Source organism: Agrilactobacillus fermenti, assembly GCF_021030645.1.
GTDB lineage: Bacteria > Bacillota > Bacilli > Lactobacillales > Lactobacillaceae > Agrilactobacillus > Agrilactobacillus fermenti.
On sequence record NZ_JACGCJ010000006.1, the window covers coordinates 24569 to 38897 of the forward strand.

The 14329-nt window shown below is 42.2% G+C and carries 16 protein-coding genes; 12 read left to right on the top strand and 4 right to left on the bottom strand.

Annotated elements, in window-relative coordinates:
- The first annotated feature begins 12 nt into the window (after positions 1 to 12).
- The 8 genes from FHQ08_RS02990 to FHQ08_RS03025 all read left to right on the top strand — a co-directional run bounded on the left by FHQ08_RS02990 (position 13) and on the right by FHQ08_RS03025 (position 5576).
- Positions 13 to 1233 carry a molybdopterin molybdotransferase MoeA gene (locus FHQ08_RS02990; protein WP_230912909.1) on the top strand — a complete coding sequence of 407 codons (1221 nt, stop codon included), beginning with the start codon at positions 13 to 15 and terminating at the stop codon, positions 1231 to 1233.
- Positions 1212 to 1730, top strand: a complete 519-nt coding sequence (gene mobB, locus FHQ08_RS02995) for a molybdopterin-guanine dinucleotide biosynthesis protein B (RefSeq protein WP_230912910.1) — start codon at positions 1212 to 1214, stop codon at positions 1728 to 1730. The genes FHQ08_RS02990 and mobB overlap by 22 nt, the downstream gene beginning before the upstream one ends.
- Before the next feature lie 299 nt (positions 1731 to 2029).
- The gene (gene moaC / locus FHQ08_RS03000) at positions 2030 to 2530 is read left to right on the top strand and encodes a cyclic pyranopterin monophosphate synthase MoaC (protein ID WP_230912911.1); all 501 of its coding nucleotides are present in this window, start codon (positions 2030 to 2032) and stop codon (positions 2528 to 2530) included.
- On the top strand, positions 2527 to 3123 hold the full coding sequence (gene mobA, locus FHQ08_RS03005; protein WP_230912912.1) for a molybdenum cofactor guanylyltransferase: 597 nt from the start codon (positions 2527 to 2529) through the stop codon (positions 3121 to 3123). Before moaC ends, mobA begins: the two co-directional genes overlap by 4 nt.
- Entirely contained in the window at positions 3098 to 3367 is a 270-nt protein-coding gene (locus FHQ08_RS03010; protein WP_230912913.1) for a hypothetical protein, read from the top strand. The genes mobA and FHQ08_RS03010 overlap by 26 nt, the downstream gene beginning before the upstream one ends.
- A gap of 39 nt (positions 3368 to 3406) precedes the next feature.
- Complete coding sequence (locus FHQ08_RS03015; protein WP_230912914.1) at positions 3407 to 3853, top strand: GAF domain-containing protein; 447 nt, start codon at positions 3407 to 3409, stop codon at positions 3851 to 3853.
- Positions 3854 to 3870: 17 nt separating this feature from the next.
- Positions 3871 to 4917 carry a sensor histidine kinase gene (locus FHQ08_RS03020; RefSeq protein ID WP_230912915.1) on the top strand — a complete coding sequence of 349 codons (1047 nt, stop codon included), beginning with the start codon at positions 3871 to 3873 and terminating at the stop codon, positions 4915 to 4917.
- 2 nt (positions 4918 to 4919) lie between these two features.
- A complete protein-coding gene (locus FHQ08_RS03025) occupies positions 4920 to 5576 on the top strand; it encodes a response regulator (protein ID WP_230912916.1) in 657 nt (218 codons plus the stop codon).
- Here FHQ08_RS03025 and FHQ08_RS03030 read toward each other — a convergent pair.
- The gene (locus FHQ08_RS03030; protein ID WP_230912917.1) at positions 5571 to 6497 is read right to left on the bottom strand and encodes an alpha/beta fold hydrolase; all 927 of its coding nucleotides are present in this window, start codon (positions 6495 to 6497) and stop codon (positions 5571 to 5573) included. The genes FHQ08_RS03025 and FHQ08_RS03030 overlap by 6 nt on opposite strands.
- A gap of 155 nt (positions 6498 to 6652) precedes the next feature.
- Here FHQ08_RS03030 and FHQ08_RS03035 point away from each other — a divergent pair, with 155 nt between their 5' ends.
- Positions 6653 to 8227, top strand: a complete 1575-nt coding sequence (locus tag FHQ08_RS03035; protein WP_230912918.1) for a glycosyltransferase family protein — start codon at positions 6653 to 6655, stop codon at positions 8225 to 8227.
- Positions 8228 to 8311: 84 nt separating this feature from the next.
- On the opposite strand, the gene argH is transcribed toward FHQ08_RS03035, so the two are convergent.
- Positions 8312 to 9712: an argininosuccinate lyase gene (gene argH, locus FHQ08_RS03040; RefSeq protein ID WP_230912919.1), complete on the bottom strand. Its 1401-nt coding sequence runs from the start codon at positions 9710 to 9712 to the stop codon at positions 8312 to 8314.
- Between the two features lie 16 nt (positions 9713 to 9728).
- Positions 9729 to 10946, bottom strand: coding sequence for an argininosuccinate synthase (locus FHQ08_RS03045; protein ID WP_230912920.1), 1218 nt, complete (start codon positions 10944 to 10946; stop codon positions 9729 to 9731).
- A 198-nt stretch (positions 10947 to 11144) separates the two neighbouring features.
- Between FHQ08_RS03045 and FHQ08_RS03050 the strand changes: the two genes are divergently transcribed.
- From FHQ08_RS03050 to FHQ08_RS03060, 3 genes are all read left to right on the top strand, one after another.
- Complete coding sequence (locus FHQ08_RS03050; RefSeq protein WP_230912921.1) at positions 11145 to 11507, top strand: hypothetical protein; 363 nt, start codon at positions 11145 to 11147, stop codon at positions 11505 to 11507.
- A 79-nt stretch (positions 11508 to 11586) separates the two neighbouring features.
- Complete coding sequence (locus FHQ08_RS03055) at positions 11587 to 12369, top strand: SDR family NAD(P)-dependent oxidoreductase (RefSeq protein ID WP_230912922.1); 783 nt, start codon at positions 11587 to 11589, stop codon at positions 12367 to 12369.
- A gap of 463 nt (positions 12370 to 12832) precedes the next feature.
- Complete coding sequence (locus tag FHQ08_RS03060) at positions 12833 to 13465, top strand: hypothetical protein (protein WP_230912923.1); 633 nt, start codon at positions 12833 to 12835, stop codon at positions 13463 to 13465.
- A gap of 173 nt (positions 13466 to 13638) precedes the next feature.
- Here FHQ08_RS03060 and FHQ08_RS03065 read toward each other — a convergent pair whose 3' ends face one another.
- Positions 13639 to 14283 (bottom strand): NAD(P)H-binding protein, encoded by a 645-nt coding sequence (locus FHQ08_RS03065; RefSeq protein ID WP_230912924.1) that lies wholly within the window; start codon positions 14281 to 14283, stop codon positions 13639 to 13641.
- Between the last annotated feature and the right edge of the window lie 46 nt (positions 14284 to 14329).

The following is a 14329-nucleotide window of genomic DNA, read 5'->3' on the forward strand; positions in this document are numbered from 1 at the left end:
GGAAGTTAACTTATGTTAGATAGACGTCAACCTATTACCATCACCGCTGCCCAAGCCAAAATCGCAGCGTTAACTTTAGAACCTAAGGTAGAAGCCGTAGCCACAACGGCTGCTGATCGACGCGTGTTGGCTGAGCCCGTGACTGCACCCTATGATTTTCCTAATTTCCGGCGCTCTGGTTATGATGGCTATGCCATTCGCGCTGAAGATGATCATGACTTTCCTAAAACATTTAAAGTTGTCGCTGAAGTTCAGGCAGGTGCCACTTATGATCAGCCGCTAAAAGCAAATGAAACGGTGCGGATCATGACTGGTGCTGCTGTGCCGACTAACGCCGGTAAAGTTATCATGTTGGAACAAAGCCGACCAGTTCCAGATCATAAAGACCAAGTCAAATTAATGGTAACTGCTAAAAATACCAATATTACGGAAACTGGTACTGAATTTCGACGTGGTGATGTATTGATCCCACAAAATACACGGTTAAATCCTGGTCACCTTAGCCTGCTTTCGGCTTTTGGCATCACTGAAGTTTCGGTTTATCAAACGCCCAAGGTTGGTATCATCACCACCGGCACTGAAGTAACAACACCAGGGGACCCGCTCAAGCCCGGCCGCATCTATAACAGTAATGGCCCTTTACTACAAGGCCTTGTCACTGAATGCGGCGGTGAAGTTGTGGCCTATACTCAAATTGAAGATGATTATGACTTGCTACGGCAGAAACTGAATGCACTAGTCACGACCTGTGATCTGATTTTGACCACAGGTGGTGTCTCAGTTGGCGATTTCGATTTCTTGGCTACGGTGGCTAAATCATCACAAAACCTACTTTTTAATAAATTAAAAATGCGGCCTGGGAGCGTGACCACTGCTTTCGTTTACCAAGAAACACCCATCGTCGCTTTATCTGGCAATCCTGGCGCTTGTTTTACCGGCTTTTATCTGTTTGCGGAACCCCTATTGCAGCAGTTTACTAAGCAGGCTTCACAAGTTCGCCGCGTGACAGCTATTTTAGATAAACCTTATCAAAAAACGAATGGTTATGACCGCATCCTTCGAGGCACTTTCCGCATAAGCCATGACCACTATTATGTCCAGCTAGTCGGCAGTGATAAGTCGGGTGCTTTAGGTAATTTAGGACAAACGACCTGCTTGTTCAAGATTCCTAGTAGCAATCGTCCCATTAAACCCTTTAGCGAGGTCGAAACATGGCTCTTACCTTACAGATAGTTGGCTACAAAAAAAGCGGCAAAACCACGGTGCTTAAAGACTTTTTAGCTGTTGCCCAAGCAAAAAAGTACACCGTTGCTGTTTTAAAACATGATGCCCATGAAGCCAGCTTGGATCAAGCGGCAACTGATACCGGGCAATTTCATCAGCTAGGGGCGCAGCAAATTATTTTGCAGTCCCGTTCTGAAATATTCATCCGCCAACAAAAGCCAGCACTAGTCACCCAATCCGCTGAAAGCTTGGTTCAACAATACGTTGCCCCAGACACAGATTTAATTCTCATTGAGGGCTATAAATCCGCTGCCTATCCAAAAATTGTCTTGAATAAAACGGCTATTGATTTTGAGCCCTCTGCTTTACAGCAGGTGATCGCCCAAGCTAGTATTTTCCCAGAAATTGTAGCTGCAAACCCAAAACTAAAAGATTTTAGCAATCCCCAAGCACGCCAAGCTTGGTTTCAAGCCTGGTTAAAAAAGAGTGTGACAAAAGGCGATTAACGGCCAAGCACTAACAAGGATCATGATAAATGGTGATCTTTCCATTTGAATGATCCGTGGTTAGGTGAGGACGTTGCCTTTTGGAACACGTTTAAGAAATAGCTGACAAAAGGCGGTTAACGGCCAAGCACTAACAAGGATCATGATAAATGGTGATCTTTCCGTTTGAATGATCCGTGGTTAGGCGAGGACGTTGCCTTTTGGAACACGTTTAAGAAATAGATGACAAAAGGCGGTTAACGCCTGTACACACGTTTCAATCAAAACAACTGTACTAAAATTTAAAGGAGGCTAAGTCGATGTCTGAATCCCAACCCAATGACCAATTAACCCATTTCAATGATCAAGATCGGGCAAGAATGGTTGATGTGACAGCTAAAGCCGTTACGTTTCGCCAAGCGACTGCTGTTGGTGAGATCAAGATGCAGCCCGAAACTTTACAACGTATCCAACAAGGACAAATCAAAAAGGGCGACGTTTTAGCCGTCGCTCAAGTGGCGGGAATCATGGCTGCAAAAAAGACAAGTGAATTGATTCCCATGTGTCATCTAATTCCTTTGACAGGTGTTGACATCCACTTCTCTGACAATCAGAAAGATACGATTTATGCAACCGTGCAAGTCAAAACTAAAAATGTGACTGGGGTCGAAATGGAGGCATTAATTGCTTGTCAAACCGCCCTACTTACGATCTACGATATGTGTAAGGCTATGGATCGCGGCATGATCCTAAATAATTGCCATTTACAGGAAAAATCAGGCGGTAAAAGTGGGCATTTCGTTTATGGCACCGAAGCATGAAGACCGCTCCAATTGGTCTGATCCTAGCTGGTGGCCATTCTAGACGCTTTGGCACCGATAAAGCCCTGTTTCAACCCCGAGGACAGTTACCTCAAGTTCAACAAGTCTACCAAGTCTTGGCACCACTGGTTTCTAAAGTTGTTATCAGTGCGAATGCTCAAAACGCCACCGCTTTAAGCCAACTATTTAAGTCAATGCCTGAAGTCCAAATCATTCAAGACCGGGTGCCCTATATTGACCAGGGCCCTCTAAGTGGTATCTATGCCACTGCAAAACAAAACAACCTATGGATGGATATTTTATTGGCGGCTACTGATTATCGAGCGCTGACCACTGATTTATTAAGGCATTTGAAAGCTCAGAAAAATGTCTATGCCCAAGTTTCAGGTCAAGCGCACTATACAGTTAGCCATTTTGAAACCAATGCTACTCAAGTCCACCACTTCTTACAAACGGGCAATCGGCGCTTACAGGATTTTCTAAAACAGACCTGCCACTGCCAGCCCCTGATTCTACCAGCACATTATCGATCACAGTTACAGAATAATAATCAAAGGAGTCTCCATGATGACCACAAAGAAAGCCCAAGCTGAGATGTCTTCAGGCGATTTTCAAAGGCTATTGCAAATTGCTTTAAGCGACTTGCGTATTCGCCGAACCCTACTTGAAAATCATATGGCAGATGTCCAAGCAGAACCTCGCTCCTTAGAGCAAGACGATGAAATCGACCGCACAGAACAACAAATTCAACGTATTGCTGCCGATTATCGGCACTACCAGACATTTGTAGATGAAGCCATTGCCAAAACGATCGATGTCAGTTACGAACAGCCCTGAAAAAACTTTGACAGAAAGAAGTTGAAAAGAGGTATGACCATGGCCGATTTAGCCGAACAGTCTCAATATGATTCACTTGTCCAAAAAATTTATCAAGATGCTGATTTTGACTTCGTCGGTGTGGCGATTCAAGACCGTTTGAACGGCGGTCAGATTCGCTGGCGCCATGTCATCGGTAACATTAGTCAACGCTATCGACGCATCATATTACGAACCGGCTTAGGTATTGCTGGTTTAGTCATTCGTACAGGTGAACCTTACTTTGATAATCATCTGGACCAACAGCCCCAAGAATTTATGTACACGCCCATTACCGTAGTAGAAAAACTCACTGCGGCCGCAGCCATCCCTATCGTGGACCCCACTACCCAACTGGTGACTGGTGTTTTATTAGCAGGTTACCGTGACAATCGAAACGTTACCCATGCAACAATTGCAAAATTGGGGTATTATTTAAAGCATAGCGAACACCATCAATCTTCCTAATTTAAGGAGGCTAAGTTATGCTTGAAATGTCTAATTGGGTCATGGAGAACTTTACCCGGGCCAGTGATGCCATGTTTATTTTTCAAGATGATCAAGTTTTATTAATGAACGATTTAGCTAAAGACTTAATTGATCAATCCCAAATTGATCTCGATTACCTCAAGGCAATCGTTTTAACATACATTAAGCGGGACCATTCCGAAAGTGATGACTGCTTTGGTTGCGCCATCAAAGGACAATTAAGTAACATTACGATTCCCGTCACTTTAAATAAGGACAGCGATACACCGCTATCCTTCTCTTTGGTGTATCAACAATTATCAGAAACACAAAATGTTTATACGATCACGCTGAAAAGCCTGGTTGCCAAACAACGAGTGGACCAGCTGGCGATGCAAAAATCGTTGATCCAATACATCAACCGTGCCCACGAAGATGAACGTAAACATATTTCTGAAGATCTACATGATTCGATCGCTCAGGGTATTTTTACAGCCATCATGGGTATCGGCCGCCTAGTTTCAGAACAAGCCACAACTTCTAAAGCAGAGTTTGCCAATCAAGGTGAATTGATTCAAAATCAACTACGAGAAGTGCTCAATGAAGTAAAAGGGATGGCTTTAGATCTGCGGCCTTCTGCCTTAGACGACCTTGGCTTAGTTCCAGCTCTAAAAACGTTGATTCAGCGGCTGCAGGAGAACACCGGTATTAAGATTACGTTCATCAACCGACTGCAAGCTATTACGGTCCCCAATGATATTGCCATCGTCCTCTATCGGATTGCCCAAGAAGCTATGAGTAATGCGATCAAACATGCGGACACTGATGAGATCACGCTTTTATTGTTAGCCCATGATAAACGAGTATCTTTAGAAGTTATTGACACTGGTACCGGGTTTGACACTCAAAAGATGACCCAACCCAATGGCCGTTCATTAGGTTTACTAAATATGAATGAGCGGGTAAAAGCCTTAAATGGTGTCTTTACCATTGACTCCAAAGTCGGCGAAGGAACCTCTGTCAAAGTCGAGTTCCCTGTTCGTTCCGCACATTTGGAGGCGTAAATTTGCATAAAATCTTAATCGCAGATGACCATGCCATCGTGCGTAACGGCTTGTCTTTTTTGATCAACCAACAGGCAAATTTTCAAGTGGTCGATCAAGCAGCAGATGGTAACCAGATTTACATGAAAGTCGAGCAAAATCCCATCGACATACTCGTGATGGATCTCTCCATGCCGCCAGGCGAAAGTGGGCTGATCACGGCAAAACGGATCCATGAACATTTCCCTGATGTTAAAATCGTGATCTTGTCCATGCATGAAGAAGAAGAGTATATTCGCCAAGCCTTACAAAATGGCGCCAGTGCTTATATTCTCAAGAGTTCACCCGATTCAGAATTACTTAATGCGCTGAATAAAGTCATTACAAACGAGACTTATTTAGATGCTAATATTCGACTTTCTGAAGAGTCGGCTGAAGCAATCAACGCCGGTGGTGCCAATGAATTAGACCTTAAAGAATACAATAACTTATCCAACCGTGAGAAAGAAGTCTTGCCTTTAGTTGCCTTAGGTTATAGCAATAAAGAGATTGCCCAACAGCTTTTCATCTCCGTGAAAACCGTTGAAGCTCATAAAGCCAACATCATGAAAAAATTAAAAACAAAAAATCGCGCTGAATTAATTCAGTACGCGATTCATCATCATCTGATTGAATTATGAGAACATTTGCTGCTGAAGCCAGTTAGCAATATAGGTTTCTACTTGTGTTCGGTCAGGTTGCCTTTCAAAGAATAGTTCGTGTCGTAACTCGGGCCATTCTTTTTTTGTAACTTTTTTTAACCGATTATTGGCAACCATCTGTGCCAGCCACTTTTGTTGTTTGCCAAAATCACCCACAGGATCTTTGCGACCACTGATGGCTAATAACGGAAAGTCCTTAGGCAGCTGTGCAAGCCAGTCGCCCTTTGCCTGCATTTGCAGCAGTGTAAATAATGTTAAAAAGCCATTTGTCGTAAAAGTAAAGCCTAGCAATGGATCTTGTTTGTATTTTTCAATTTCAGCTGGATCATTACTCAGCCACGAAAAAAATTCAAGGCGGTCAAAGTACCAACTATACAACCCAAAGGCCAGTATATTCAGCCCATGGTCTGGCCGCTTAGCTGTTAGTTTAGCTTTCCATCGAATCATGGGCATTACCGGTGCTAAAATCTTTGGCAAATAAACGTTGCCCATCAAAATGCCACCCGTATAATCTGCAGCGTAACGCCCTAAAACTAGGCTTGTAATGATTGAACCCATGGAATGGCCGAGAATAAATAATGGCTTTGTGGGCCAAATCTGATGTAGGCGTTGTGTCCAAAGATGACTATCCTCAATCAAGTTTTCTTGCCCATTAGGTCCAAAGTAGCCTAACTCTTGACGACTCCGGATACTTTTGCCGTGACCTAAATGATCGTGAATTGCCACTGCAAGGCCTTGTTTTGTAAAAAAACGAGCCACTGGTTCATAGCGTTCGGCGTATTCTGCCATCCCATAAACGATTTGCAGCACTGCCTTCGGTCCTTGCGCGGGCAGCCAGATAACCGTATGAATCCGATGCTGCCCATCACTAGACAAGAAAGACCCACTCTGTTTCTGCAAAGTGCAACACCCCCTAGTAATATATGTGTGATTTAGTGCTATCTTAACGGACTTCAGTTAATTTTACCAGTCCAGTGATTGCTGAAAATCTAAAAATCAACTATGATAAAATAGTTAATATTTTTTTACATCTAATTTATCATTAGGCGGCTATTATGAAAAAAATTAGTATAACTATTACACATCTCATTCGTAATATTTTTGTCTTTTTTCTGGCAATTTCATTACCCATGGCCTTTATGACACCAAACTTTAAGGCGATTCACATTGACGGCCACTATTGGCTGCGTGTCTTGGGTGTCCTCGCTAGTATTGCTCTCCTTTACTGGCTCTCCCAACTTCACACCTACCGACGCCTCAAACGATTCAAATTATCGACTCGTCCAGTAATTGGCTTACTTATTCTATTGTTTATTTGGCAGTTGATCATTTACTTACCCCTTACTCTCGAACCGGTATGGGATCCAGGGGTGATTATGCAAAACGTCACTAATCCCATCGGTTTTTTTTATTTTTCTTGGAACTACAATAATACATTGCTTTTAACAATTGAACGGCTGCTCTATCACTTACTCGTTCCTGGTCTCTTTACATCACTCCCCCATGCCCTTTTATTCGCCAATGCGATCATCATTGATCTAGCCGTATTCAATATGTATCTTATTGGTAACCGTCTCAAAGACCGGCAGCTTGGAACGATTCTATTTTCATTGGGATTGCTGTTTTTTGGCCTTTCTCCTTGGGTACTGGTTTTTTATTCTGATACATTAGGCTTGTATATGCTGACATTATTAATTTTAATCGTCTGCCAACTCCGGCGCGCCCATATGTATTGGCAGAAGTTAAGCTTACTGTTGCTATACACGATTATGGCTTTGATTGCCTACCTATTAAAGCCTACCACCCTCATTTTCTCAATTGCCGTTATTTTGAGCATGCTCATTCAAGCTGGTCGTACCAATAATCTTAAACAGAACTTCTCACGACTCTTCATCGGCCTGCTATTATTTCTAACGGTTTTTGCTGTAGGTGCAAAATATTATCACCACTATATTTACCAAGATGAAAAATTCTATGTGTCTGGTCAATGGCGTAACCTTGATCCTGAGTTGCGCTTGCCGCCCACTCATTTCATCGCTATGGGTTTAAAGGGGATTGGTGGCTTTAACGGCAGGGATGCTGCTGAAAGTTATCAAGCCAAAACTTATCAAGCACGCGATCAGCTGAATCGTCGGAAAATCAAACAGCGCCTGCAACAATACGGCATCGTTGGTTACTTTAACTTTTTGTTTGTTAAACATCATAATAACGTGGCGAATGGTAACTTTGTTTGGGACGGCGACCGGTCTTTCACCTTTAAAAATAATCCTGCCCATCAGTCAAAGTTAGCGCAGTTCAGTATGAGCTTCAATTACAGCAAAGGGCATGCCCGTCCCATTATGCGCTTTCTAAACCAAGTCACTTGGATCGTTTTATTAGTGTTAACATTGCTTAGTGCTTTTACTGGCCGAGTGAAGCATTCCCTCGTACTGCAAAGCGCGCAATTAGCTATCGTGGGACAAATGATTTATTTATTGATTTTCGAAGGGGGTACGACTCGGTACTTATTCATGTGGTTGCCTTGTTTCATTATTTGCGGCTATTATGGCGCCCTAGTCTTAAAGAATTGTGCCAAGCTCAATTTATTTCCTAAAAAAGAAAAAGTCGCCAAATTACATATATCTTCATAAGACCAATGCTAAAAAACGGATTATAGTGGCTGAAAACAAAACGTTAGTTTTGCCCCAGCTACTATAATCCGTTTTTGATTGTGCTTATTCTTCATCAGTCGAATGATTTGAAAGTTGTACTTTTGCCCGTTCAAGTTCTTTTTTAATTTCATCAAAGCCAGTGCCGCCTAAAGAATCACGGTTGGCTACGGCGGTCATTGGATCTAAAGCCGTGTAAACATCGGCTTCGATCAATGGCGAGATTTTTTGGTATTCCTCTAAAGTGAGATCCTTCAAGAATTTACCAGCTTTGATACACTTCAAGACAGTTTCACCAACGATCTCATGGGCTTGCCGAAAAGGCAGACCTTTTTTAGCCAAATAATCGGCTAACTCCGTGGCATTAGAGAAATCATGAACAGTAGCATGTTTCATCCGATCCGTTTTAACTTGTAGTGTGTCCACCATGCCTTGCATTACTTTTAAGGACATGATCACTGTATTGACCGCATCAAACATGCCTTCTTTGTCCTCTTGTAAGTCTTTATTATAGGCCAAAGGCAGCCCCTTCATGACTGTTAACAAGCCAAACAAGTCACCATAGATTCGTCCAGTCTTGCCCCGGATCAGTTCTGCCATATCGGGGTTTTTCTTTTGTGGCATAATCGAACTGCCAGTTGAGTAAGTATCAGACAATTCAATATAGCTGAATTCTTGGCTTGACCAGAGAACTAACTCTTCACACATTCGTGACAGGTGCATCATTAGGATCGCTGTATTGCTGAGAAACTCCAGAATAAAGTCCCGATCTGACACGGCATCTAAACTATTATGATAAACCGCTGGAAAATCCAGTAATTCAGCGGTCCGCTCTCGATCAATTGGGAAAGTTGTCCCCGCTAAGGCTGCCGCGCCCAGCGGTGAGATATCGGTATGTTTCAAATTAAAAGTCAAGCGTTCATAATCTCGCTGGAACATATTCTCATAGGCCAGCAAATAGTGCGCGTAGGAAATGGGTTGAGCATGTTGTAAATGGGTATACCCCGGCATGACCGTCGTCACATGACTTTCAGCTTTGGCAACCAACGTTTTTTGCAGTGCCACGATCAACGGCAGAATCTCGTGCAGACGATTACGTAAATACAAGTGCATATCTAATGCCACTTGATCATTACGACTGCGGGCCGTGTGCAACTTTCCGGCAACGGGCCCAATCAAATCGGTCAGTGCTTTTTCTAAGTTTAAATGAATGTCTTCATTCGCAATAGAAAAATGTAGTTTACCTGCTTCAAGCTGTTGTTGTAATTGCTTAAGCCCAGCTTCGATCTGCTTGGCTTCAGACACTGCAATAATGCCTTGTTCGCCCAACATTTGTACATGGGCTAAAGAACCCTGGATATCTTCTTCAGCTAATAGCTGGTCAAACTCAATGGACGCGCCAAACCGTTGCACATATTCACTTGGTTCTGCCGTAAACCGGCCACCCCACAATTTTGTTGTTGCCATTTGACAATTACCCCCTTTACTTAGAAGTGACTTCCGCGTCGCCTTTCTTTTGTACCTGTGCAGCGACTTGAGTTGGCAAGCCCCAAAGTTTGATAAAGCCTACAGAAGCCGCTTGGTCAAACGTATCTGATGCGGTATAAGTAGCTAAGTCCTTATCATACAAAGAATAAGGTGACTTCCGGCCTTCAACAACAACATTGCCTTTGAACAATTTTACCCGGATCTGTCCTGTAACGACGACTTGGGTTTGCTTAATGAAGGCAATCATGGCTTGCATCAAAGGTGAGAACCATAAGCCGTTATAAATGGTATTACTCATTTGATTGGTGATCTGTGGTTTGAAATGGGCAAGATCTCGTTCAAAAGTCAGATCTTCCAAAGCTTGATGCGCTGTCATTAAGACTTCTGCCCCAGGTACTTCATAAACTTCCCGAGATTTGATACCGACCAACCGATTTTCAATGTGGTCGATCCGGCCAATTCCATGCTTACCAGCCACTTGATTCAAATGTAAAATTAAGTCAGCTAAATTATAGTTTTGCCCGTCTAAAGCAATGGGAACGCCCTTTTCAAAATCGATCGTAACGATATCTGGTTCATCAGGCGTATCTTCTAAATTACTCGTCCATTCAAAGGCATCCGTCGGCGGTGTGACCCAAGGATCTTCCAAAACACCAGCTTCATTAGCTCGACCCCATAGATTTTGATCAATGGAATAAGGACTATCTAAGTCAATTGGCACGGGAATATTATGTTCTTTGGCATAGTTGATCTCTTCTTCCCGGGACCAGTGCCAATCTCGAACTGGTGCTAAAATCTTCATGTCTGGCGCTAGAGCATGAATGGCTACTTCAAACCGCACTTGGTCATTGCCTTTTCCGGTACAACCATGCGCGATCGCACTGGCGTTAGTTTGCTGAGCCACTTGGACCAACTTTTTGGCAATCAGCGGCCGTGACAATGCCGAGACCAATGGGTAAGTTTCTTCATATTTAGCGTTAGCTTGTAAGGCAATCAGAGCATATTCATCCGCAAACTCAGCTTTACAATCTAATGTATAGGATTCAACTGCCCCGACTTTCAGGGCTTTTTCTTTGATGAATTCTAAGTCTTTACCTTCGCCTACATCAATACAGCAAGCAATGACATCATAATCTTTGTCTTTTAACCATTGAATCGCCACAGAAGTATCTAGTCCGCCTGAATAAGCTAAAACAACTTTTTGATTTGCCATTAGAAAAACCCCTTTTGTTTTTAATGTTTCCTTAATCGTTGTAAAGAATATACACCTTAACGTAATTTAATGCAAGTAAATTCATAAATATTCACATTTAATGTAAAAAATGTGTATATTCCCAATCTCAACTACAGTTGACCAATCCCCCGACTGCCCGGTATGATAGGAGTAATCTTTTGGAAAGTAGGCACGAATTTGGCTTTTTTAACTAATAAACAGCTGATAGATACACTGCTGACGAGTGGCATTGTGCTCATTTTGATTTTGGCCTTTATCCTTTTACGCACTTTAGCCCATTATTATACGAGTTATGAAAAAAAGATTGAGCGGGCGTTGCAGCTGTTCTCACTTTTGGGCTTCTCCCAATTAGCCGTTAATCTGATTATTCTATTTTTTGGCTTTCGTTCATCTGAAGATCATCAAACTTTTCAAGCAAATGTTTGGCTTCTAATTGCCAACGCCACGCTCATAATTTCCATCGTTTATAGCCTTTATGCGCGTTATAAATTTTTCCATATCTACCAACCGCAGCCCAAGCATCGACGAAAAAAAGATTAAGCAAATGATTACCATCCTATTGATAAGTTCCTTTATACTTGCTTCGTAAACGTTTACAAAAGCAAAAGGGGGTTATCTCATGAAATTCGATTTTAAACACAAAGTTGCTTTGATAACTGGTGGCGCGTCAGGGATCGGTTTGGCTGTTGTTAGCAATTATATTGATGCAGGTGGTCAAGTGGTCGTCGCTGATCTTAATCAGCAACGGTTGGCCGAACTGACGGAAAAATATGGTACCGATACTTTTTTAGGTGTTCCCACCGACGTTAGTAATGAAGCCCAAGTCAACCATGCTGTTGAAGCCGGTGTTCAAAAATTTGGCCATTTAGATAATGCTTTTCTAGTGGCTGGGGCTAACAAATTAGGGCCACTCCTAGATCAATCTATGGCTGACTATGACTTTGTTCTAAATATCGATCTACGCGGTGTCGTCATGTTTATTAAAGCTTTTGGCCGTCAGATTCGAACACAAGCAACGCCTGGTACGATTGTCAATATTGCTTCAATCAATGCACTCGTCCCTGAACCACTTGGCTCTGCTTATTCCATTGCCAAAGCTGGCGTCCAAATGGCTACTCAAAGTGCCTCCTTAGAGCTGGCACCTTTTAATATTCGGACAAATGCCATTCTGCCAGGCCTTGTGAATACACCATTGACAGAATCGATGCGTGAGAACCCTGAAATCAACGCTGAAATGATGAAAAACATTCCCTTCAAACGCGGTGCTGATCCTAGCGAAATTGCCCAAGTGGCACTCTTCCTTTCGGATGACGCTTCTAGTTATGTTAATGGCGCCAGTATTGTAGTTGATGCTGGTGCAACGAGCGCAACTTATCCAGACTTAAGTCAGTTGTTCAAGTAATGCCCCAGTTAAAATTTTTTAACGCCATAAATATTTGATATTTTTATTGCACTTTCTTCACCATTTTGTCACAGATCAACGTTATGCTGTATTCATCAAGTAAATCATTCCTCCCCCCAAGGAAGTTACTTGATACCCAAACTTAAAATGTATTTTCTTCATTATCTTCCTCCCAAAATAAAATGAGCTATGGCTTTGGTAACCGGATATTTATCTGAAGTGGGTTCGATTCCCACTAGCTCGATTGCCTAGAGATAGGCTATTTCATCCTTCCCAATCCCAATATAAAAACTGGTTCAAGACAAAATTAGTGTTTTGTTTTGAACTGGTTTTTTATTTTGTACTCAATTCTGCTAGCACGCCAAATCTATCCAGCTTCACGCTCACTCTGATTTTTTATTTTAAAAAAGTTCGTTATAATTAAAGCAATTGAATTATGCCACTTACTTAAGGAGGGTCCATCATGAAGTTAAAACACTATGTATACTTTATTCTGTCACTACTAATCGGATTAAGTGTTAGTGGTTTATCAGTTGATCATGCCGTTCAAGCCAAGACAACACAGGTATCTAGCGGTAAAATAGCCACTTTCAACCAAGGTGCGGTAACTTACACCAATGGCCGTTTCACATTGTACAAATATACCAATTTAACCAAAAAGCAACGCCAACAATTACCCCAATCTGAATACCGACAACTCACTAGTAAAGATACGGCTTACTATTTAAAATTGAAATTTGATTTGAAAAATACGACTAATGAAACCGTCTATACTACTGGTTTTTTCAATGACGAATATGAACAACCTGACCGCAAGGACGTTGAGATCATTCCAAGCATAACAGCCGATAAAACGCGCTTACGCTTAAAGGCCAACGAAACTAAAAAGCAGCAAACAGATCTGCTCTACCTGGGTGCCACTAAAAAATCAGCTAAGAAACTAATTCAAAATGGCTTTTATGAATTTGAAATGGGTGAATTGCGTAACCAAGACAAACACGAAATTGCTGACTCGGTCAAATACAGAATCGATTTTACCCAAAAGAAAGCCAGTGCAACCTCCGTTAAAGCTGAAGCACCCGAGGCAGACGATTGAGCTATTGTATGCGTTAATGAGAAGTCTACAGTTTGTTGTCATTCTTATTAGTACTCAAGTACTGAGCCCCTTTTATCTCGACTTTTTCACTTCACAAAAAAGCTCTATAACCGTTAGCTTGTTTTGGCTAACAGTTATCGGGCTTTTTATCTTGGCTTCAATTCTACGACAGCTTATTTATCTCCAACTGTGAACCGATCTCGACTAACTTGTGGGTGTTCGATTTCATCTAAAATAGCCACGGCCATATTGCCAGTTGTCACTTGTGATTTGCCAGCAGCATTATACATGACTTTATCCGTCCCGCGAACATAGCCGCTGCGTGCCCCAGGTACAAAATCACGTTGTGGCGAAACACCCACCCAATTGACATTCTGAACAGAATTCAAAAAATTTAGCTCGTGGAATTGACTTTCAGGTACATCGATCCATTGTTCATGATTCGGTAAGGTTTGAAGTTTCTTTAACAGCCGTTGATCGCCATCTAATAGACTGGCTGCACCTAAAATAAAGACAATTCTAGGCTTGTCGGTTTCTCGCAATTCATGGATCAAATGCGTGGCTAAATCTAAATGTAAATAACCCTTTTGTGTCCCTAGAGGCACACCAAACGCATCAATGATCACGTCAAAATTCAGCAATTCTTCACGCGTCAACGTAAAGGCATCTTTTTCTAACAAAGTAACGTCAGCGCCAAAAAGATCCCGGGCTTTAGCACCATTGCGCACAATAGCTGTCACTTCATGGCCGCGTTTTTGCGCTTCTAAAAATAATTCCACGCCAGCTTTGCCGGTTGCGCCGATAATACCAATTTTCATAATCATGTACCTCCTAAACCACTATTATAAAATAAGCATAACATAT

What these genes read in the sequence shown, in the direction of transcription:
- FHQ08_RS02990 (WP_230912909.1), top strand. Translation starts at nt 13, where the DNA reads ATGTTAGATAGACGTCAACCTATTACCATCACCGCTGCCCAAGCCAAA.
- mobB (WP_230912910.1), top strand. Translation starts at nt 1,212, where the DNA reads ATGGCTCTTACCTTACAGATAGTTGGCTACAAAAAAAGCGGCAAAACC.
- moaC (WP_230912911.1), top strand. Translation starts at nt 2,030, where the DNA reads ATGTCTGAATCCCAACCCAATGACCAATTAACCCATTTCAATGATCAA.
- mobA (WP_230912912.1), top strand. Translation starts at nt 2,527, where the DNA reads ATGAAGACCGCTCCAATTGGTCTGATCCTAGCTGGTGGCCATTCTAGA.
- FHQ08_RS03010 (WP_230912913.1), top strand. Translation starts at nt 3,098, where the DNA reads ATGACCACAAAGAAAGCCCAAGCTGAGATGTCTTCAGGCGATTTTCAA.
- FHQ08_RS03015 (WP_230912914.1), top strand. Translation starts at nt 3,407, where the DNA reads ATGGCCGATTTAGCCGAACAGTCTCAATATGATTCACTTGTCCAAAAA.
- FHQ08_RS03020 (WP_230912915.1), top strand. Translation starts at nt 3,871, where the DNA reads ATGCTTGAAATGTCTAATTGGGTCATGGAGAACTTTACCCGGGCCAGT.
- FHQ08_RS03035 (WP_230912918.1), top strand. Translation starts at nt 6,653, where the DNA reads ATGAAAAAAATTAGTATAACTATTACACATCTCATTCGTAATATTTTT.
- argH (WP_230912919.1), bottom strand. Translation starts at nt 9,712, where the DNA reads ATGGCAACAACAAAATTGTGGGGTGGCCGGTTTACGGCAGAACCAAGT.
- FHQ08_RS03045 (WP_230912920.1), bottom strand. Translation starts at nt 10,946, where the DNA reads ATGGCAAATCAAAAAGTTGTTTTAGCTTATTCAGGCGGACTAGATACT.
- FHQ08_RS03055 (WP_230912922.1), top strand. Translation starts at nt 11,587, where the DNA reads ATGAAATTCGATTTTAAACACAAAGTTGCTTTGATAACTGGTGGCGCG.
- FHQ08_RS03060 (WP_230912923.1), top strand. Translation starts at nt 12,833, where the DNA reads ATGAAGTTAAAACACTATGTATACTTTATTCTGTCACTACTAATCGGA.
- FHQ08_RS03065 (WP_230912924.1), bottom strand. Translation starts at nt 14,283, where the DNA reads ATGAAAATTGGTATTATCGGCGCAACCGGCAAAGCTGGCGTGGAATTA.